Consider the following 17,939-nt stretch of genomic DNA (forward strand, 5'->3'; position numbering starts at 1 on the left):
CTACGCCCTCAGGCCGGCGGCGTCCGACCGGCCGAGCTCGTCCAGAAAGCGCACGTAGGCACGCGTGCCGCGGTCGAACGTCCCGAGGCGCAGAAACTCGTTCGGCGCGTGGACGAGATTGTCGGGCTCGCCGAAGGCGAAGAACACGAGCCAGGTCCCCAGTTCGCGCTTCACCAGATCGGCGACCGGCAGCGTGCCGCCGACGCGGACGCGCACCGGCTCCCTGCCGTAGGTCGCCTGGAGCGCCTTCGCCGCCGCCGTCAGCGCCGGATGGTCCGACGGCATGAGGTACGGGCGCGACTTGCCCTTGGAGCGCGTCACGGTCAGCGTTACGCCGGCGGGGGCGTGGCGGCGCACGTGCTGCTCCACCAGCTCCGCGATCTGATCCGGATCCTGGTCGGGGACCAGGCGGCATGTGATCTTGGCGTGCGCCTCGTTCGGCAGGACGGTCTTGCTGCCGTCGCCCTGAAAGCCGCCCCACATGCCGTTGACCTCCAGCGTCGGCCGGATCCAGGTGCGTTCGAGCGGCGTGTAATCCGGTTCTCCGATGAACTGCGCGATGCCGAGTTCGCGGCGCTGCCCCGCTTCGTCGAACGGCACGCGCGCCAGCTCCCGGCGCTCGGCCGCGCTGAGCGTCCGGACCGCGTCGTAGAAGCCGGCGACCGTCACCCGGTTCTGAGCGTCGTGCATCCCGGCGAGCAGCGCCGCCAGCGTGTGGAGCGGGTTCGCAACCGCGCCGCCGTAGGTGCCGGAGTGCAGGTCCGTGGACGCGCCGCGGATGTCGATCTGCAGCCCCGTCAGGCCCCGGTTGCCGAGCGCGAGGGACGGCGTCTCCACGTCCCACTGCCCGCCGTCCGCGCTGACCGTGACGTCCGCGGCGAGCAGTTCCCGCTGATCGTGCAGGAAGGGCGCGAGGTTCGGGCTGCCGGTCTCTTCCTCGCCCTCGAAGATGAACTTGAGGTTGATCGGGGGACCGCCGGTCACGCTGCGAACCGCCTCGAGTGCCAGGAGTGGGATGAAGAGGCTGCCCTTATCATCGCTCGCGCCGCGGGCGACGAGCCGGCCGTCCCGGACCGCGGGTTCGAAGGGCGGCGTCTGCCAGAGCGCCACCGGATCGACCGGCTGTACGTCGTAGTGCCCGTAGAGGAGAATCGTCGGCGCGCCGGGCCGCACGGGCCACGCGCCGTATACGACGGGGCTGCCGGCCGTCGGCATCACGCGCACCTCGGGCACGCCCGTCGCCCGCAGGCGCGCCGCCAGCCATTCGGCCGCCCGCACGATGTCCGGCCGGTGCGCGGGCAGGGCGCTCACGCTCGGAATCCGGAGGAACTCCTGCAGTTCGCCAAGGTGCCGCTCGCGCTGCCGGCTGAGATAGGCGTCCGCCGCCGCGTAGTCCACTGTGCTCACCCCTTTGCCTCGCGCGCGCCCACCGGCGCGCCGAGATGCGTGGAGAACCAGCCGAGCAGGTGCGTCATCTCCTCCGTGCGATGCCGCGGCTGCCCGGACGACGACATGCCGTGGCTCTCGCCCGGGAAGCGCACCATGAGCGTCGGCGTGCCCTGGCGCTTGAGCGCCAGGAACAGCTGCTCTGCCTGCTCGACCGAGCAGCGGTAGTCGTTCTCGCCGTGCAGGATCAGGAGCGGCGTTTTCATCTGCCGCACGTATGCGATCGGGGAGCGCTCGAGGTAGAATTCCGGCGACTCCCAGGGCGCGCCGGGGAACTCCCACCGCGCGCCGAGATACGCGATGTCGCCGGTGCCGAAGTGGTTGTAGCGGTTGCAGGTGCTGCGCAGCGTCACGCCGGCCCGAAACCGTTGTGTGTGGCCGAGAATCCAGTTGGTCATGTAGCCGCCGTAACTGCCGCCGCAGACGCCGAGCCGCTCGGGATCGATCCACTCGTGAACGGCCAGCGCCCGGTCGAGCGCGCCCATCAGGTCCTCGTAGTCGCCGCCGCCCCAGTCGTGGTGCGTGGCGGCGAGAAACGCTTGCCCGTAGCCGTGGCTGCCCCGCGGGTTCACGTACACGACGCCGTAGCCCGCGGCGCACAGCAGCTGGAACTGATTCGAGAAGGCGTGCCCGTAGGCGCCGTGCGGTCCGCCGTGGATTTCGAGCACCGCGGGTACCCGGCGGCCGGACGCGGCCGCCGCCGGTTTCAGTACCCAGCCGTCGAAGACGTATCCGTCCGGCGTCTTGTACTCGAACCGCTCTGGACGGACGAGCGAGAGCGCCTCGGCGATCGGCGCGTTCCACGCCGTGAGACGCCGGAACGCCGCCGGCCGTCCGCTGCCGAGGTCGGCGACCGCGAGCTCCCCGGGCGTCAGCGGGTCGGCCTCGACGCACGCCACCCGCCGCGCGGCGGCGTCGAGCGAGCAGCCGACGAGGTCGTGCTCGCCGGCCGTCTCGAGCCGTACCGTGCCGCCGTCCGCTCCCACCGAGGCGACTTGGCAGTCGCCGCGCTCCGTCGCGAGAAAGTAGAGCCGGTCGCCGCGGGGCGACCACGTCACCCCGCCCATGCCGGGCTGCGAACGGACGTCGCTTCCGATGTGGTGCCCGATGCTGCCCTCGTACCCGCGCGTCAGGCAGACCGGCGCGCCGCCGTCGGGCGTCGCGACCCATACCTGTGAGAGCGTGGCCCCGCCGCATGCGCTGTCGTGCCCGAGATAGGCGATCGACCGTCCGTCCGAGGACCACGCCGGGGACTCGACCGCGCCGATCCGCTGCGTCAGGCGGCGCGGCGAGCCGGTCCCGTCGGCCCGGATGATCCAGAGGTCGGTGCGCTCGTCGAGGTCGGCGTCCGGGGAGTTGTCGCCGGCGTAGGCGAGCAGCGCGCCGTCCGGCGACCAGGCGGGGCCCGTATGATCATAGTCACCCTTGGTCACCTGCCGCGCCTCGCCGCCCGAGGCGGCGACGACGAAGATCTGCTTCCATCGGCCGTCCCAAAAGCCTTCGCCGTCCTGTTTGTAGTGAAGCCGGGAAATGACGCGGACGTCGCTTTGCTCGCCGCGTGCCGCCGGCTCGGGCTTGCCCGTAAACGCCAGCGACTTGCCGTCCGGCGACCACGCGAACTCAGACGGCGCGAGCGCCCCGGCCGTCGCCGCCCGAGCCTCTCCGCCGTCCACGGTGATGACCCAGATCTGTTTCGAGCCGCCGCGGTCCGAGAGGAAGGCCACCCGGCTGCCATCCGGCGACCAGCGCGGGCCGGTGTCCCGGGCGCGGGCCGTGGTGAGTTGGCGCGGTGGGTGGCTGCTGTCGACGATCCAGAGATGCGTCTGGTAGCCGTTCGCGGGTTCGTCGACGATCGTCAGCGGACAGACGGTGCGGGTGCCGTCGGGGGACAATGCGGGCGGCCCCGCGATCTTCCACTTTAGAATGTCGTCGACGGCGATCGGACGTCTTGGCGTGGGCAACGGATCCTCCTCCCCCGGGGCCGGCCGCGAGACCGGCCCGCGGAGATGAGGATACGCTTCAACGACGGCGGTCTGGGCGCCTTGGGCGCGGGCTAGGCGCCGAACGGATGCGCGGTGAACTGAAACTCCAGCAGCGCTTTGTCCTCGGTCTGCAGCATCATGATGCTCGGCGGATTGAATCCGAAGTCCTTCATCAGCACGGTCGACTGCATCGTGCCGGTGAGCGTGTCGCCGGACAGCTTCAGCGTCCCGGTAAACGTCGCCGGTTTCGTCGTGTTGTGAACGGTGAGGTTGCCGGCGATCTTCACGGGGACCGTCTGCCCGGCGGCGTAGGTCTTCGGCAGTCCTTCGATGGAGGTCGGGACGAACGTCGCCGTCGGGTACGCGTTCGACTCCAGCCAATGGGTCCGAATCGCGTTGTCGCGGTGGCTGTTGTCCGACGTGAACTGATTGACGTCGACGGTGATCGTTCCGATGCGGCTCTGTTCGGGATGCGCGCGGTCGACGTACACGTCGCCCTGGATGCCGTGCGTCACGCCCACCGCGACCTGGAATGTGTTGTCGCGGAAGAGCGTCTCGCCGACGTGATACGAGGCTTCCGACGCCCGCGGATCGATGACGAAGTGCTGCGCGTTCGCCGAGCCCGGCGCCGGCGCAGCGGCGGCGAGCGTGTGCGCGACCGGCGCGGTGCCCCCGGTCGCCTGCCAGAACGCGGCCGCGGCGACCAGCGTGATCCCCGCAATCACCGCGGCAATCCGTTTGTGCATTACAGTGCCCCTCCTTCGGACGCTCCTTGGAAATGACGCCGCCCGCGTCGCTCCCTCTTTATCTACCCTCACTAACGCCGCCGGCGCGTTCTCCCGTTCCCGAGGGGCGCGGTTGTGAATCAATTTTCACGAGATCGCTACCCGGTGTTCACAACTTGTGTGCCCGGACCCATGCGATTTGCGCGGTGTGGTGGCGGGCGTGCCACGCGTACGTCGCGAGGCCCTGCCAGAGCGCCACGTCGGCGCGGCTCTCCGGATGGTAGAACGTGCGCGCGAACGCCCTCTCCGGAAGGGAGCGCAGCAGCAGCCCCCATCGCGCGTGGATCCCCTCCATGATCGCGAGCGACGGCGCGACCGGCGCGGTCCGCGCGTCGGCGAGCGCGGACCAGAGGCTGGCGTCGTACGGCTTGATCGTCGGGCGCTCTTCCGTCAGCGCAAGCCGGACGCGCACGTACATGTTGAGGTGGCTGTCGGCGAGATGGTGCGTGATCTGCCGGATCGTCCAGTTCCGGTAGGTCGTGTCGAGCTGCGCGTCGCCGAGGCCGGCCACCGCGTCGCGCAGGCGGGCCGGCGCGCGCTCGATCTCGTCGATCCAGTCGCGCAGGTCGCCGGGTCCGTAGCGCTCCAGAGGGACGAACGGTCCGGCCGGAAACTGCGGGGGTTCGGGGATCGCACGCGCGTGCATGTCTCTCACACCTCCGTCCGTTGCGTCATGTGATGTTCGCGAGCCGGGCGGTCAATTCTTCGACCTCGGCCCTGGACGGGAAGGACGCCTGCGTACCGATCTTCGTCACCGACAGCGCCGCGGCGGCGTTGGCGAAGCGTGCGGCCTCGCGCAGCGTCGCGCCGGCGCCGAGCAGGTACGCCAGGGTGCCGATGAACGCGTCTCCCGCGCCGGTCGTGTCCACCGCGCCGACGCGCAGGCCGGGGATGTGGGCCGTGCCGCCTTCGTCGGCGATAAGCGCCCCGCGGGCGCCGAGCGTGATCACGGCCGCGCGGGCCCCGGCCTCGCGGAGGCGCCGCGCCGCGGCGGCCGCGTCATCGAGCGTGCGCACCGCGACGCCGGTGAGGGCCTCGGCCTCGAGCTCGTTCGGTACGATCACGTCGCAGAGCTCGATCAGGTCGCCCGAGATCGCCCCCGCCGGAGCCGGGTTGAGGATCGTGACCGGACGCCGCGCCCGCCGCGCGATCGCCAGCGCTTCCTGGGTCGTCGCCGGCGGGATCTCGAGCTGGGAGACGACGGCGTCGGCTTGCGCGATCGCGTCGCCCGCGGCCCGGATGTGCGCCGGGGTGAGCGCGTAGTTCGCGCCCGGCACGTAGACGATCGCGTTCCGGCCGTCGCCGTCCACGAGGATCGCGGCGACGCCGGACGGCTGTTCGTCGTCCCACGAGACAAACGCGGTGTCGATCCCGCGGTCTTCGTAGTTCCGGACGGCGCGCTCGCCGAAGACATCCCGTCCGACCCTCGATGCCATCGTCACGCGCGCGCCGAGCCGGCGGGCCATGACCGCCTGATTGCCGCCCTTGCCGCCGCAGTCGACGTGGAACGCGTCCGCGGGCAGCGTCTCGCCGATCGCCGGAATCCGCGACACCTTCGCGATGAGGTCCACGTTGGTGGCGCCGGCGACGCAGATTCGCGGCTCCCGCTCCGGCATGCGGATCGCGCGCGGCGGCGAATTCACGGGGCGGACCTCACGCTCCCCCCAATCGAAGATGCGCGGCGCCGCCCCTTGCCGCGGCACTGGGGGCGACGTTTGCGGCGATCCCGGGTACAGTCTGTAATAGCCGGCCATGAAGGTGAGTTATCGGCTCGAAGAGACCGACGCGGGCGCCGTTCTCCGGGTGTTCGACGATATCGATCTGACCAACGCGAACATGCTGGCAGACGCGCTCTTCAGCGCCATCGACGCGCGCCGGGGTCTGATCATCGACGTGCGGGGGTTGCGCTACATCGACAGCGTCGGGCTGCACATCTTGTTGCGCGCCGGGCAGCGCGCCGAGCGTCTCGGCTGCGCGCTGACGCTGGTCGCCGCGCGCCCGACGCTGCAGCTTGTCGAGCGGTTCGGCCTCAACCGCCTCATGCCGGTCGTCGCGGACCTCGCGGTTTCGCATGAGGTGCGCGGGCCGCGGCGCGAGCGCCCTACCGAGCCCTCGAAAACCGAGTCGTAGCACGGACCAGTTCCGCGGAAATGCCCGGGTGATCGCCCGCGTGCCCGGCCCCGGGCACGACCACCAACTCGGCGCGCGGCCACGCCTTGCTCAGCTCCCACGCCCAGGCAATCGGGGCCCCGAAATCGAGGCGGCCCTGCACCATGGCGCCCGGAACGCCGGCGAGCGCGCCCGCGCCTCGAATAAGGACGCCGTCTTCGAGCCAGGCGTTGTGCCGGACGTAGTGTGTGACGAGCCGTGCAAAGGCGAGCGCGTAGCGTGGATCCGCAAAACGCGGCGCAAGGCGCCCCTCCGGAGGCCACGCGAGGCCCGCCGATTCCCAGGTGCACCAATCGGCCGCGGCCTTGTGGTGGACGGCGGGGTCCGGATCGTTGAGCAGCCGCGCGTAGGCGCCGACGACGTCGCCGCGCCGGTCCGCCGGCAGTCCGGCGCACAGCCGCTCCCACTCGGCGGGAAACAGCACCGCGGCGCCGCCGCGGAACCACCAATCGAACTCCCGATGGCGCCCCGTGGTCACGCCGAACAAGACGATCTCCGACACACGCTCGGGATGCGTTTCCGCGTAGGCGAGCGCAAGTGTGCTGCCCCAGGAGCCGCCGAGCACGAGCCAGCGCTCGACGCCGAGGCGGCGGCGAAGCCGTTCGAGGTCGCCGAGCAGGTGCGCCGTGGTATTGGCGGCAAGGTCGGCGGAGGGCTCTCCGGCGTGCGGCGTGCTGCGTCCGCAGCCTCGCTGGTCGAAGAGCACGACGCGGTAGGCTGCCGGATCGAAGAGCCGGCGATGCCAGGGCGCGCACCCCGACCCGGGGCCGCCGTGGAGCACGACCGCGGGTTTGCCGGCCGGGTTGCCGCAGGTCTCCCAATACACGCGGTGTCCCTCGCCCGCGTCCAGCGTACCGCGGTCGTAGGGCTCAATCTCGGGAAAGAGCGGGGGCACGGCGTGGCTCGAGGCGGCGCTAGTAGACCCGCCCGCCCGGCGGTACGTTCCGTTCCGCCGCGAGCAGCACGACCCGGCCTTCCTCGTCCGGTACGCCGAGCACCAGGACTTCCGACGCGAAGCCGGCGATTCGTCGCGCGCCGAGGTTGACCGCCGCGATCACCTGGCGGCCGATCAACTGCTCGGGGCGGTACAGCTCGGTAAGCTGCGCGCTCGACCCGAGCACGCCGAGCGGACCGAAATCGATCGTCAGCTTGTACGCCGGCTTCCGGGCGCCCTCGAGCGGCTCCGCGGCCGCGACGCGCCCGACCCGAAGGTCCAGCGCCCGGAACGCCTCCAGCGGATCGATCGGTGGCACGCGCCATCCCCCCGGTGATCTCCGTTTTTCGATGGAGAGGTGTGGCCCGCCGGGCCACACCTCCCATGCTACCGAAAAGACAAAGCGGCGAGCTACGGTGATGGTCACCTTCCCGCGTAGCGCGCGATCAGCCGGCGCGCCTGGGCCGATTCGGCCGTCGCCCGCCGCCTCGCAACGCTGAGCCCCGCGAGGATGAGCAGCGCGCCCGTCACTTTGAGCGGCCCGAATCCTTCTCCGAAGAGGACCCACGACGTGGCGCCGCCGACGACCGGCACCAGATACATGAACACCGAGGCCCGCGCGACGCCCATGCGCCCGATCGTCCAGTTCCACAGCGTCCACGCGACGTAGACGGGTACGACGACCGTCCACGCGAACGCAGCCCATCCCGCCGGCGTGATGGCGTTCCAGGGAAGGCGGAAGAGCCACGGCAGCAGCGGCAGCACGACGGGCACCGTGCCGATCGTGAGCGTGTACGCCATCATCGCGGGCAGGCGGTAGCGGGAGAGCAGCGGCCTGCTCGCCACGGTGTAGCCGGCGAAGAACGCCGCGCCGGCGAGGCTCAGCAGGTCGCCGATCCAATTTTGGTCGGCCCGCAGCCGGAGGGCCGGCAGGACGAAGATGGCCGCGCCGGCCAGCGCCACGAGCATGCCCGCGTACTGGGCGCGTCCGACCGTCTCGAGGCGCAGCCCCCGCAGGAGCGCCATCGCGAAGAGCGGCGCGAGCGCGATCAGCAGCGCGTTGGCAAACGGCGTGGTGTAGCTGAGGCCGAACGTGCTGAGCGGAATGTAGAAGGTGTAGCCGATCACGCCCACAAGCGCGAGGGCGGGCAGGTCGCCCTTGGCGAGCCCGACCGGCTCCCCTCGCTCCCGGAGCGCGAGGAAGACGCCCCAGCTCAACGCGAGCATGCCGAGATACCGCAGGCACATGAACCCCGGCGCCCCGAACTGTAGCAGCGCGATTTTTTGAAAAGCGAAGCTCATGCCCCAAATCGAGACCACCAGCAGCGCGACGAGATCGATGCCGGCCTGCTGACGCGGCGTAAGTGTCGTGTTCATGCGGCAAGGGTAGCCCGGAACGTATCGACGGGCTATCCGATTCGGGCGGACAAACCGGTGCAGCCCGCCGCGGCACCAAGAGGTAAGATTGAGTCACGCCGCTCGCTTGCCCGGGCATGTCTCACCCTTGAGGACGTCGGCGATGTGCAGGAACATCAAGACGCTGTTCAACTTCCAACCGGCCGCGACTCCTGAGGAGATTCGGGGCGCGTCGCTGCAGTTCGTCAGAAAGATCAGCGGTTTCGCCAAGCCGTCACGGGCGAACGAGCCGGCGTTCGTGGCCGCGGTGGATGAGGTCGCGGCGGCGGCCGCCCGCCTCCTCGCGTCGCTCGAGACGAGCGCGCCGCCGAAGAGCCGGGAGGAAGAAGCCGCCAAGGCGAAGGCCCGCGCCGCGGAGCGGTTCGGTGCCCCCTCGCCCGCGCGCCGCTAGGGGACGGGCGGCGACGCCCGCCGGTGCCGGACCCGGCGGCGGGATCATCGTTCATCTGCTCGACGGCACGTACGAGCTGTTCCGGCACTTCTACGGCCTGCGCCGGTTTACGAAGGGCGACGATCCGCCGCTCGGCGCCGCCGCCGGCGTGCTTTCCACGGTGCTGCAGATGATCGAGACGGGCGCGACGCACCTCGGTGTGGCGACCGATCACGTCGTGGAATCTTTCCGCAACACGCTCTGGTCCGGATACAAAACGAGCGCGGGCATGGAGCCCGCGCTGCTGCGGCAGTTCCATCCGCTCGAAGAGGCGCTCGCCGCGATGGGCGTGGCGGTCTGGCCCATGGTCGAGCTCGAAGCCGACGACGCGCTGGCGTCCGCGGCGCGCATCTCGTCCGGGGACGGCCGCGTCGCCAAAGTCAGCATCTGGACGCCCGACAAGGACCTGGCGCAGTGCGTGCGGGGCGAGCGGGTCGTACAGGCGGACCGCAAGAGCGGGCGCATTCTGGATGAAGACGGCGTGCGCGCGAAGTTCGGGGTCGCGCCGGCCCGGATCCCCGATTTCCTGGCGCTGACCGGCGACTCGGCGGACGGCTACCCGGGCATCACGGGGATCGGCCCGGTCAAGGCCGCGCGCCTCGTGAACCGGTACGGCGCGATCGAGGATTTTCCGCCGGACGCGCTCCCCGCCTCTGCGCGCAGGTCGGCGCTGCTGTTCAAAAACCTGGCGACCCTCCGGATGGACGCTCCGCTCTTCGAGGGCGTGGAGGACCTGCGGTGGCGCGGGCCGACGGAAGCCTTCGCGGCCTGGGCCGAGCGCCTTGGAGACACCCGCCTGTTGAGGCGGGCGCAAGCCGTGCCGGTCGTCTAGTCCGCGCTCCATTGTCGATTTCGGCCGGGGCCGTCCGACTACGAGATGAAAGAGACTCGAAGCCGGAAGGGAGCCCCGCCATGAACCGTGTGCTCTGGATCGTGCAGGCCCTGCTCGCCGCCCTGTTCCTTTTTGCCGGCACCATGAAGCTGGTGCTGCCGCTCGAGATGATGACCAAACAGATGCCGCTTCCCGGTTGGTTCCTGCGGTTCACCGGAACGGCCGAAATCCTCGGCGCGCTGGGTCTGATCCTGCCGGGCGTGCTTCACATCGCGGAGGATCTGACGCCGCTCGCCGCCGCCGGACTGTCGGTAGTCATGATCGGCGCGACGGTGGTCACGCTGGCCGTCGGCGGCGGGCTGTCCGCCCTCGTCCCCGGGGCGGTGGGGCTGTTAGCCGTATTCGTGGTGTGCGGCCGCGCCGGGACCGGCGCGGCGGAGCCTGGACGGCTCGGTCCCGAGCTAACCGGCTTTCGGTAAGAACAGGGGACGCCGCAGCCTCCGGTAGCGGCCCGGCGTGAGCCCGAAAGCAGAAACGAAGGCCCGTGTGAAGTGGGCCTGATCGGCAAAGCCCGCATCGGATGCCACGTCGGCCAGCGAACGCGCCCGGTGGATCGCCTCCCGGGCGCGTTCGAGTTTGCGCATCAGCTGGTAACGGTGCGGGCTCGTCCCGAGCGCGACCCGAAACTGGCGGGCGAGATCGTAGCGCGTGAGCCCGGTCACAGCCTCCAGCTCCGCCGAGCGGACGGTCCGGGTTCGTTCGACGTCGAGCAGCTGACGCGCGCGTTCAACGGCGCGTGTGTCGACCCGCCGCGAGGCGGTAGGTGCGCCGCGGGCGCGCTCTCCCGCCAGCAGGCCTTCCGCCAGTTCTACCACGAGGTCGTCGACGGCGAGCGGCTCGAGGCCGGCTGCGAATACCTCGGTGATCGCCCGCGCGAGCCGGACGTTGCCCGATACCGGATCCCTGAGAAACGGCAGCGGATAGGGCCGTCCGCAGACCACCCGAACCGCGTCGGCGAGCCGTGCGGGCTCTACATACACAATCCGGTATCCGAAGCCTGCCTCGCCGCCCGCGCGCCCGTCGTGGAGCTCGTCTGGGTACAGCACCGTGACCTGGCCCGGCGCGCTCGCGTGGACGGCGCCCCGATAATCGAAGACCTGTAGCCCGAAGTCGGTGAGCCCGATCGCGTACGTGGCGTGGCGGTGCTTCCGGTAGCGCTCGCCGGCGAAGGACGCCCGGAAGAGCTCGACCCCGTCGAGCGGGCCGGCGCTTGCGATCCATTGCCGTCCCGGCTCCCGGCACGATCGTTCAAGACCTTCGCCGGCCGATGTGGTGTGCTTGAAACGCATGGCGACGATTCTCCCACGGTTCCCTAAGGGCCGCGTTCAATGACTACCGGCCAGGCGGTGGCGTTCCTGCTCTTCGCCGTGGCCGCCGCCGGCACGCCCGGCCCCAGCAACGTGATGTTGACGGCGACCGGCGCACAGGTCGGCGTGCGGCGAGGGCTCCCGTGTCTCCTCGGCCAGACGACCGGCATGGGGCTTATGCTGTTCGGCGTGTTGGCCGGGCTCGGCAGCCTGGTGCTGGGACATCCGGCCGTGCTTCAGGCCCTCCGTTGGGGCGGCGCGGCGGTGCTGCTCTGGCTCGCGTGGAAGATTGCCACGGCGTCGGGCGGCATCGACGCGGCGCCCGGCGGACGGCCGCTCGGTTACCTGGACGCGGCCGTCTTTCAATGGGTGAATCCCAAAGCGTGGCTGGTCAGCGCGAGCGCCGCGGGCACGTTCATGACGGCCGGCGCCGGCAGTCCCGTCGCACAGGCGGCGCTGCTGAGCGCGCTCTTCGTCTCGGCCGCCCTGCCGAGCTGCTTCCCGTGGCTGGCCTTCGGCGCCGCGGTGCATCGCCTGCTCCACAGCCCGGGCCGCCGGCGCCTGTTCAACGGCGCGATGGCCGCGCTACTCGTGCTCTCGATTGTGCTCATTCTGCGCTGACGGGGAGGAACCATGGACGCCACGGCAACGGCCGCCCTCTTCCGAGATCTGACCACGCCGCACGTCGCCGACGCGTGCCTCCGCACCGGCGTGGAAGTGCGCTGCGCCCCCGCCGGCGTTCGTGCGCTCGATCCGGCGAAGCGGGCGGCCGGCCCGGTGCGCCCCGTCCGCCACTACGGCAGCGTCGATATCTTCCTCGAAGCGTTGGAAGAGACGTCCCCGGGCGAGATGATGGTGATCGACAACGCCGGCCGCCTGGACGAGGCGTGCGTCGGCGATCTGATCGTTCTGGAAGCGAAGCAGGCGGGACTCGCGGGGATCGTCATCTGGGGCCTGCACCGCGACACGCCCGAACTCCTGGAAATCGAACTGCCGCTCTTCAGCCTCGGCGGGTGCCCGACGGGCCCGCTGCGGCTGGACCCGCGTGAAGCCGATGCTCTGCGGTCGGCCCGCGTCGGTCCATGGACCGTGGGCGCCGCCGACGTCGCGGTCGGCGACGCGAACGGTATCGTCTTCGTGCCCGCGGCGAGGGCGCAAGAGATCGCGGTCCTCGCCCGGTCGATTCGGGACACCGAGCGCGTCCAGTCGGAGAAGATGCGCCGCGGCTCGTCGCTGCGCGCGCAGCTGCGGTTTCGGGAGTTCCTCGATCGGCGCGCGGTGACTCCGTCCGTTACCTTTCGCGATCATCTGCGCCGCATCGGCGGCGCGATCGAAGAGTAGGAGCGGCGTCGTGCTGACGTCGATCCCGGAGTTCGTTCGGTACTTCGAGGGTGTCCGCCGCCGAACGCTCGCCGCGGTGGACCGCGTCACGCCTGGGATCCTCGACTGGGCGCCCCGGCCGGGCGCACTCGACTGCGGCACCATCATCCGGCATCTCGCCGGCGCCGAACGGTTCTTCGTGGTCAAAGTGGCTGAAGACCGCTGGACGGACGCGCTCGACCCCGGACCGAGGCTCGACCTCGAGGCGTCTCGCGAGCTCTTGGCCGCCACTCACCGGGAGCAGATGCCTCGGCTTCTGGCGTTGCCCGATGCGCGGCTGCGGGACCGGGTTCGGGATCTCGAAGGCCGAGAGGTCCGGGTCTGGCGCCTGCTGATGGGCATGGCGGAGCACGAGATTCATCACCGCAGCCAGCTGAACAGCCGGCTGTCGGCGGCCGGCATCGGCGCGCCGCAGATCTTCGGTTACCGCATGGAAGAGGTGATCGCGCGCGCCCGCGCTGAACGTCCCTGATCGGTGATGGGATGGGACCCTTCGCGGGCTGGGACAACTTCTATGTCATCGTCGGGTCGGCCGCCGGCGCGCTGATCGGATTGCAGTTCGTCGTCATGACGCTCATTGCCGACACGCCGGTCGCGTCGGCGCAGGCCGGCAGCGCGTTTGCGACACCGACCATCATGCACTTCGCGGCCGCGCTGCTGCTCTCGGCCGGTTTGAGCGCTCCGTGGCCGGGGAGCGGCGCCGCGGCGCTGTTCTTGGGACTCGTCGGCCTCGGTGGGCTTGGCTATTCCGGCATCGTGTGCCGGCGCATGCGGGCGCAGACGTCATATCGCCCGGACTATGAGGACTGGGCGTTCCATGCCGTGCTTCCTATTGTCGCCTACGCGTTGCTGACCGCATCGGCGTACGCGGCCGGCGCTCACGTCCGCGAGGCCCCGTTCGGCGTCGCGACGGCGGTGCTGGTGTTGTTGTTCATCGGGATCCATAATGCCTGGGACGCGGTCACGTGGCACGTCTTTGTAACAAGACGCCGGCACGGCGGGCGCGGAACATGAGCATCACACGCGTCAATCGGTGCGAAGCGAAGCCGGGCAAGGGACCGGAGCTGCGCCGGTTCCTGCGATAGCGGCCGAGTCGCCGGCAGCGGGGAGTCCGGCGGGCGGGAGAGAAGACTCGAAAGACCCTCGCTACCGCGCCGAACACAGGGGGAGTGCGTCTGTCACGTAAAATCCGGATCTCTTTGCCGGGCGACGACATCTCCGCGATCGCCGACCTTCTCGACGAGGACTGCCCCGACACCTGCGAGGCGATCTGGCGCCTCTTGCCGCTGCGCGTGAAGGCGATTCACGACATTTGGTCCGGGCATCTGGTGTTGGCCCACCTCGACAACAAGTTCGTGCTGCCGCCCGAAAACGTCCTCACCTACCTGCCCGTTCCGGGCGACATCTTCTATTACTACAGGCCCGCGCACTACTTCCGGGGCTCGCCCTACGGGCGAGCCGAATCGGCGGAGATCGGCATCGTCTACGACCGGGACACGCGGCCGCAGGGGCCGCGGGGCCCGGAAGCCGTCAACCTCTTTGCGAACATCTCCGCCGGTCTGGAAGGCTTCGCGGAGGCGTGCGAAGACATGATCTACCGCGGCCAAAAAGACCTCCTCATCGAGAAATTGGGGTGACCGGGATGAGGAAGCTGCTCTTCGAGTTGAGCGGAACGAGCGCCGTCGCCGAGATGCACGACGACGTCGTGCCGAAGACCTGCGACGCCGTCTGGAACGCGCTGCCGCTGGAAGGGATGGCGATCCACGCCAACTGGTCGAGCCGCGAGATCATGCTGCATCTTCACGGCGAGAAGATCCTTCGACTGCCCCCCGAAGGGCCGGCCCGGCGCGGCACCACCGCACCCGGTGACATCGTGTACTTCTGGCGATCCCCCCGGATGTCGCGCGGCAAGCAGCTGGCCTACAGCGCGGAGTTCCAGCGGGAGCTGTCCGAGCTCGCCATCTTCTACGGCGACCCCGCCGCCGGAGGCCGGGCCGCGGACGACCCGGCGCGCAGCGGCCGGGACTCGATCCTTCAAGTTTCCACGCTCTTCGCCGCGTTCATCGACATCCCCAAGGCCTTCGCGCGGAAGTGCGAAGCGATCCGCCATCACGGCCTGCAGAAGCTCGTCGTGAGGAGACTCGACCAATGACGCGGGTGAAAATCACGCTGGGAAGCGTCGAGGCGTTCGCGGAACTGGCCGAGCAGGACGCGCCCGAGAGCGCGAAATGGCTCAAGAAGATGCTTCCGATCGAGGCGCAGGCGATCCACAGCATGGAGAACGGCCGCGAAGTTTACGCCGTGCTCGATACTCCCGGCCGCGTCCCGGAAGAGAATCAGACGATCTACCAGACCGTCGGTGATCTGTTCCTGTACTACAAACCGGCCATCTTCGTCGAACCCGAGTGGCCCAGGCACGTCCGCGACGTGCTCGTCATCGGCTTCATCTACGAGCGTGACAGCGCGGTACGGGGCATCGACGGCCCGCTCGCGACGAATCTCGTCGGGAGGATCACCGAGGGGATCGACGCCCTCGCGCACGAGGCCCCGCGGATGCGTCGCGAAGGCATGGGGAAGATGCGCCTCAGCCTCGCCTAGTCCGATGGTCAGGTTTGGACTCGGCATGGCGCCGGTGGAGCCGCTGAAGAAAGTCGTTTCGGTGGCGAGACTGGCCGAGGAACTCGGCTTCGAACACTTCGTCCACGCCGATCAGCGATTTTCGGGTGAGAAGGACGTCTTCGTGACGCTCGCCGCCGACGCTCTGAGCACCACGACGATCAAGCTCGGACCGTGCGTGTCCGATCCGTACTGCCGGATCCCGGCGATGCTCGCCACCGCCGTCGCGAGCCTCGACGAACTTTCGGGCGGGCGGGCCCTCCTTGCCCTGGGCGCCGGCGGATCCGGATTCGCGGAGATGCACCTCGAGCGGAAGCATGTCAACGAGGCCCTCCGCGAAACGATCACCATGGTGCGGGGGCTGTTCAGCGGTGAAGCGGTCAACTTCGACGGCCGGCTGTTCAAGCTCACCAACGCCCGCCTGCGGTTTGAAGTGCGGCCGGACATCCCGATTCTCATCGCGAGCAGAAGTCCGCTGAACCTCGAGCTCGCGGGCGAGATCGCGGACGGCGCGATCATCGCGACCTACGTGTCGAAGGCGCAGCTGGCGTTCGCGATCGAGCGGGTGCGGGCCGGAGCCTGGAAGGCGCGCCGGCGCCTGGAGGACGTCCGGCTGATTTCGTGGGTCTACACCTCGATCTCCGACGACGGACGGCAGGCCGTGGAGAACGTCAGGCCGTTCGTAACGCAGGCGCTGGTGAATACCTCCCCGGAGGCCTACCCCGCCATCCTCGAGGGCTTTGACGAAGCCCTGCCGCCCTTCCTCGTGCAGTGCCGGGAGCGGGGACGGGCGGGGCTGGAGGCGGCGTACCGGGACCGGCGGTATCTCACCGACGAGGTCATCAAGCGGTTCTCGGTCGCGGGCACGGCCGAGGATTGCATCAAAAAAATCGAAGAGATCAGGTCCTTCGGCATCGACGAGATCTGGTTGCGGTGCTTTTCCGCTCCGCGGTCCGAGGTGGAGCACGAGAAAGTGATCGTGCCGTTCGCCGAAAAAGTGATGCCGAGGTTCAGGTAGCCGCGTCGACCCGCATCGCATGCATCTCCAGGAGTTTCGCGCGGACCTTGTTGGCCGCGGCGACGAATTCGACGTGGGAGCGCATCGCCGGATCTCTGGCGGGCGGCAGGCGCACCGGCACTTCTTCGACGATCTCGCCCGGCCTGGGCGACATGACGAGGATCCGATCGGAGAGGAAAACCGCTTCCTCGATGTCGTGGGTCACGAGCAGGGCGGTGGCGCGGAGCGTTCGGATCAGGGTGCCCAGCTCGGTCTGCAGGGCCTCTTTGGTCAGTTCGTCTACGCCGGTAAACGGCTCGTCCATCAGGGCGATCGACGGCTCGTGCACGAAGGCGCGCGCGATCGAGACCCGCCGCTGCATGCCGCCGGACAGTTCGATCGGATAACTCCGCTCGAACCCCTTCATGCCGACCATGCCGATCAGCCGGTCGACGGTCCCCAAATCCTGTTTCTTGACGACCTCCAGCGGCAGCTTGACGTTGTCGTAGACGGTCCTCCACCGCATCAGGCTCGAATCCTGGAAGACGTACCCGACGACGAACTGCCCGCCGGCCGTCTCCCGGCGGATGCTCCCGCTTCCGGGCTGCTCGACCCCCGCGATCAGGCGGAGGAGCGTGCTCTTACCGCACCCGCTCGGTCCGACAATCGCGACGGTCTCGCCCGTGCGCACCGACAGGGAGACGTCCTTGACCGCCTGGACCTCGTTCCCCTTGACGGTCGTGTAGTGTTTGCTGACGTGCTCCAGGACGACGACGGAGTTCATGTCCTAACTCGACCGGTACCACGGCATGAGCTGCCGCGCGAGCACCACGACGATGCCGTACAGCAGCAGGCCCAGCGCCGTCAGGATGGTGAACGCGCCGAACGCCGCCACGGTGTTGAACGTATACTGCGAGTTCAGAATGAGGAAGCCGAGGCCCGCGTTGGAGCTGACGAACTCCGCGACGATCGCGCCGACCAGGGCGCCCGACACGCCGATCTTCAGTCCGTCGAAGAAGTACGGAAGGGAATTGGGGAGCCGCACCTTGTAGAAGATCGTCGCCCTGCCGGCGCGGAGCGACTGCAGGAGGTAGATCAGGTTGCGATCGACGTCGGTCAGGCCGGTGCTCACGTTGATGACGATCGGAAAGAACGTGAGGATCACGATCAGCAGGATCCTCGACGTGTTGGTGAAGCCCAGCAGTATGTAGATGATCGGCGCGATCGCCACCTTCGGCAGTACCTGAAGCGCCACGATGTACGGCATGAGGATCTTGCTCAGGATCGGCGAGAGCGTGATCACGAGGGCGATCGCAAAACCCACGACGATGCCGATTACGGAGCCCGTGACGGCCTCGTTCAGGGTGATCAGCGTCTGCTGCAGCCAGTTGACGTGGCCGGTGAAGAAGACTTGCGCGATCGCCAAGGGCGACGGGAACAGGTACGCCGGGATTCGCAACAGCTGCACCACGAGCTGCCACAGGACGATGCCGGCGACGAAAGAGAGAATCGGCAGGCCGTAGTCGGCCAGCCCCGGCAGGCCAAGTTTTCTCGGGCTGCCGATCGGCGCCACGCCCCAGGCCCG

23 protein-coding genes are annotated in these 17,939 nt (G+C 69.3%); 12 read left to right on the top strand and 11 right to left on the bottom strand.

What is annotated here, in order from left to right; genetic code table 11:
* From VFL28_10990 to rbsK, 5 genes are all read right to left on the bottom strand, one after another.
* Nucleotides 1-1,407 (bottom strand): dipeptidase, encoded by a 1,407-nt coding sequence (locus tag VFL28_10990; protein HET7265185.1) that lies wholly within the window; start codon nt 1,405-1,407, stop codon nt 1-3.
* A complete protein-coding gene (locus VFL28_10995) occupies nt 1,404-3,407 on the bottom strand; it encodes a S9 family peptidase (protein HET7265186.1) in 2,004 nt (667 codons plus the stop codon). Before VFL28_10995 ends, VFL28_10990 begins: the two co-directional genes overlap by 4 nt.
* Nucleotides 3,408-3,499: 92 nt before the next feature.
* Nucleotides 3,500-4,174 carry a YceI family protein gene (locus VFL28_11000; protein ID HET7265187.1) on the bottom strand — a complete coding sequence of 225 codons (675 nt, stop codon included), beginning with the start codon at nt 4,172-4,174 and terminating at the stop codon, nt 3,500-3,502.
* 148 nt (nt 4,175-4,322) lie between these two features.
* Nucleotides 4,323-4,859 (bottom strand): putative metal-dependent hydrolase, encoded by a 537-nt coding sequence (locus VFL28_11005; GenBank protein ID HET7265188.1) that lies wholly within the window; start codon nt 4,857-4,859, stop codon nt 4,323-4,325.
* Between the two features lie 25 nt (nt 4,860-4,884).
* On the bottom strand, nt 4,885-5,856 hold the full coding sequence (rbsK, locus tag VFL28_11010) for a ribokinase (GenBank protein ID HET7265189.1): 972 nt from the start codon (nt 5,854-5,856) through the stop codon (nt 4,885-4,887).
* A gap of 109 nt (nt 5,857-5,965) precedes the next feature.
* Here rbsK and VFL28_11015 point away from each other — a divergent pair, with 109 nt between their 5' ends.
* A complete protein-coding gene (locus VFL28_11015; GenBank protein ID HET7265190.1) occupies nt 5,966-6,343 on the top strand; it encodes an STAS domain-containing protein in 378 nt (125 codons plus the stop codon).
* Here VFL28_11015 and pip read toward each other — a convergent pair.
* The 3 genes from pip to VFL28_11030 form a co-directional block, all read right to left on the bottom strand.
* Nucleotides 6,315-7,277, bottom strand: coding sequence for a prolyl aminopeptidase (pip, locus tag VFL28_11020; protein HET7265191.1), 963 nt, complete (start codon nt 7,275-7,277; stop codon nt 6,315-6,317). The genes VFL28_11015 and pip overlap by 29 nt on opposite strands.
* Before the next feature lie 19 nt (nt 7,278-7,296).
* Nucleotides 7,297-7,626, bottom strand: a complete 330-nt coding sequence (locus VFL28_11025) for a tRNA-binding protein (GenBank protein HET7265192.1) — start codon at nt 7,624-7,626, stop codon at nt 7,297-7,299.
* Between the two features lie 113 nt (nt 7,627-7,739).
* A complete protein-coding gene (locus tag VFL28_11030; GenBank protein ID HET7265193.1) occupies nt 7,740-8,693 on the bottom strand; it encodes a DMT family transporter in 954 nt (317 codons plus the stop codon).
* A 142-nt stretch (nt 8,694-8,835) separates the two neighbouring features.
* Between VFL28_11030 and VFL28_11035 the strand changes: the two genes are divergently transcribed.
* The 3 genes from VFL28_11035 (at nt 8,836) to VFL28_11045 (ending at nt 10,473) form a co-directional block, all read left to right on the top strand.
* Nucleotides 8,836-9,123 (top strand): DUF2277 domain-containing protein, encoded by a 288-nt coding sequence (locus VFL28_11035; protein HET7265194.1) that lies wholly within the window; start codon nt 8,836-8,838, stop codon nt 9,121-9,123.
* On the top strand, nt 9,098-9,994 hold the full coding sequence (locus VFL28_11040) for a 5'-3' exonuclease H3TH domain-containing protein (protein HET7265195.1): 897 nt from the start codon (nt 9,098-9,100) through the stop codon (nt 9,992-9,994). The genes VFL28_11035 and VFL28_11040 overlap by 26 nt, the downstream gene beginning before the upstream one ends.
* Before the next feature lie 80 nt (nt 9,995-10,074).
* On the top strand, nt 10,075-10,473 hold the full coding sequence (locus VFL28_11045) for a DoxX family protein (protein HET7265196.1): 399 nt from the start codon (nt 10,075-10,077) through the stop codon (nt 10,471-10,473).
* Here the strand turns inward: VFL28_11045 and VFL28_11050 are convergent.
* The gene (locus VFL28_11050) at nt 10,456-11,343 is read right to left on the bottom strand and encodes an AraC family transcriptional regulator (protein HET7265197.1); all 888 of its coding nucleotides are present in this window, start codon (nt 11,341-11,343) and stop codon (nt 10,456-10,458) included. The two genes, VFL28_11045 and VFL28_11050, sit on opposite strands and share 18 nt — an antisense overlap.
* 39 nt (nt 11,344-11,382) lie before the next feature.
* Here VFL28_11050 and VFL28_11055 point away from each other — a divergent pair, with 39 nt between their 5' ends.
* The 8 genes from VFL28_11055 to VFL28_11090 all read left to right on the top strand — a co-directional run bounded on the left by VFL28_11055 (nt 11,383) and on the right by VFL28_11090 (nt 16,375).
* On the top strand, nt 11,383-11,982 hold the full coding sequence (locus VFL28_11055) for a LysE family translocator (GenBank protein ID HET7265198.1): 600 nt from the start codon (nt 11,383-11,385) through the stop codon (nt 11,980-11,982).
* 12 nt (nt 11,983-11,994) lie between these two features.
* Entirely contained in the window at nt 11,995-12,702 is a 708-nt protein-coding gene (locus VFL28_11060) for an RraA family protein (protein HET7265199.1), read from the top strand.
* Between the two features lie 10 nt (nt 12,703-12,712).
* On the top strand, nt 12,713-13,213 hold the full coding sequence (locus tag VFL28_11065; GenBank protein ID HET7265200.1) for a DinB family protein: 501 nt from the start codon (nt 12,713-12,715) through the stop codon (nt 13,211-13,213).
* 11 nt (nt 13,214-13,224) lie between these two features.
* Entirely contained in the window at nt 13,225-13,755 is a 531-nt protein-coding gene (locus VFL28_11070) for a hypothetical protein (GenBank protein HET7265201.1), read from the top strand.
* 155 nt (nt 13,756-13,910) lie between these two features.
* Nucleotides 13,911-14,378, top strand: a complete 468-nt coding sequence (locus VFL28_11075) for a DUF3830 family protein (GenBank protein HET7265202.1) — start codon at nt 13,911-13,913, stop codon at nt 14,376-14,378.
* Nucleotides 14,379-14,383: 5 nt separating this feature from the next.
* On the top strand, nt 14,384-14,893 hold the full coding sequence (locus VFL28_11080) for a DUF3830 family protein (GenBank protein ID HET7265203.1): 510 nt from the start codon (nt 14,384-14,386) through the stop codon (nt 14,891-14,893).
* Complete coding sequence (locus tag VFL28_11085) at nt 14,890-15,339, top strand: DUF3830 family protein (protein ID HET7265204.1); 450 nt, start codon at nt 14,890-14,892, stop codon at nt 15,337-15,339. Before VFL28_11080 ends, VFL28_11085 begins: the two co-directional genes overlap by 4 nt.
* A gap of 25 nt (nt 15,340-15,364) precedes the next feature.
* A complete protein-coding gene (locus VFL28_11090) occupies nt 15,365-16,375 on the top strand; it encodes an LLM class flavin-dependent oxidoreductase (GenBank protein ID HET7265205.1) in 1,011 nt (336 codons plus the stop codon).
* Here the strand turns inward: VFL28_11090 and VFL28_11095 are convergent.
* Both VFL28_11095 and VFL28_11100 read right to left on the bottom strand, forming a co-directional pair.
* A complete protein-coding gene (locus tag VFL28_11095; GenBank protein ID HET7265206.1) occupies nt 16,368-17,138 on the bottom strand; it encodes an ABC transporter ATP-binding protein in 771 nt (256 codons plus the stop codon). The two genes, VFL28_11090 and VFL28_11095, sit on opposite strands and share 8 nt — an antisense overlap.
* Before the next feature lie 3 nt (nt 17,139-17,141).
* Nucleotides 17,142-17,927 carry an ABC transporter permease gene (locus VFL28_11100; protein ID HET7265207.1) on the bottom strand — a complete coding sequence of 262 codons (786 nt, stop codon included), beginning with the start codon at nt 17,925-17,927 and terminating at the stop codon, nt 17,142-17,144.
* Nucleotides 17,928-17,939: the final 12 nt, after the last annotated feature.

The organism is bacterium, from assembly GCA_035691305.1.
In the GTDB taxonomy this organism is placed as follows: Bacteria; Sysuimicrobiota; Sysuimicrobiia; order Sysuimicrobiales; family Segetimicrobiaceae; genus DASSJF01.

Excerpts from the sequence above, each read along its gene's own strand:
- VFL28_11080 (HET7265203.1), top strand. The coding sequence starts at position 14,384 with ATGAGGAAGCTGCTCTTCGAGTTGAGCGGAACGAGCGCCGTCGCCGAG.
- VFL28_11000 (HET7265187.1), bottom strand. The coding sequence starts at position 4,174 with ATGCACAAACGGATTGCCGCGGTGATTGCGGGGATCACGCTGGTCGCC.
- VFL28_11060 (HET7265199.1), top strand. The coding sequence starts at position 11,995 with ATGGACGCCACGGCAACGGCCGCCCTCTTCCGAGATCTGACCACGCCG.
- VFL28_11050 (HET7265197.1), bottom strand. The coding sequence starts at position 11,343 with ATGCGTTTCAAGCACACCACATCGGCCGGCGAAGGTCTTGAACGATCG.
- VFL28_11015 (HET7265190.1), top strand. The coding sequence starts at position 5,966 with ATGAAGGTGAGTTATCGGCTCGAAGAGACCGACGCGGGCGCCGTTCTC.
- VFL28_11045 (HET7265196.1), top strand. The coding sequence starts at position 10,075 with ATGAACCGTGTGCTCTGGATCGTGCAGGCCCTGCTCGCCGCCCTGTTC.
- VFL28_11035 (HET7265194.1), top strand. The coding sequence starts at position 8,836 with ATGTGCAGGAACATCAAGACGCTGTTCAACTTCCAACCGGCCGCGACT.
- VFL28_11095 (HET7265206.1), bottom strand. The coding sequence starts at position 17,138 with ATGAACTCCGTCGTCGTCCTGGAGCACGTCAGCAAACACTACACGACC.
- VFL28_11090 (HET7265205.1), top strand. The coding sequence starts at position 15,365 with ATGGCGCCGGTGGAGCCGCTGAAGAAAGTCGTTTCGGTGGCGAGACTG.
- VFL28_11005 (HET7265188.1), bottom strand. The coding sequence starts at position 4,859 with ATGCACGCGCGTGCGATCCCCGAACCCCCGCAGTTTCCGGCCGGACCG.
- VFL28_11070 (HET7265201.1), top strand. The coding sequence starts at position 13,225 with ATGGGACCCTTCGCGGGCTGGGACAACTTCTATGTCATCGTCGGGTCG.
- VFL28_11030 (HET7265193.1), bottom strand. The coding sequence starts at position 8,693 with ATGAACACGACACTTACGCCGCGTCAGCAGGCCGGCATCGATCTCGTC.
- VFL28_11055 (HET7265198.1), top strand. The coding sequence starts at position 11,383 with ATGACTACCGGCCAGGCGGTGGCGTTCCTGCTCTTCGCCGTGGCCGCC.
- VFL28_11085 (HET7265204.1), top strand. The coding sequence starts at position 14,890 with ATGACGCGGGTGAAAATCACGCTGGGAAGCGTCGAGGCGTTCGCGGAA.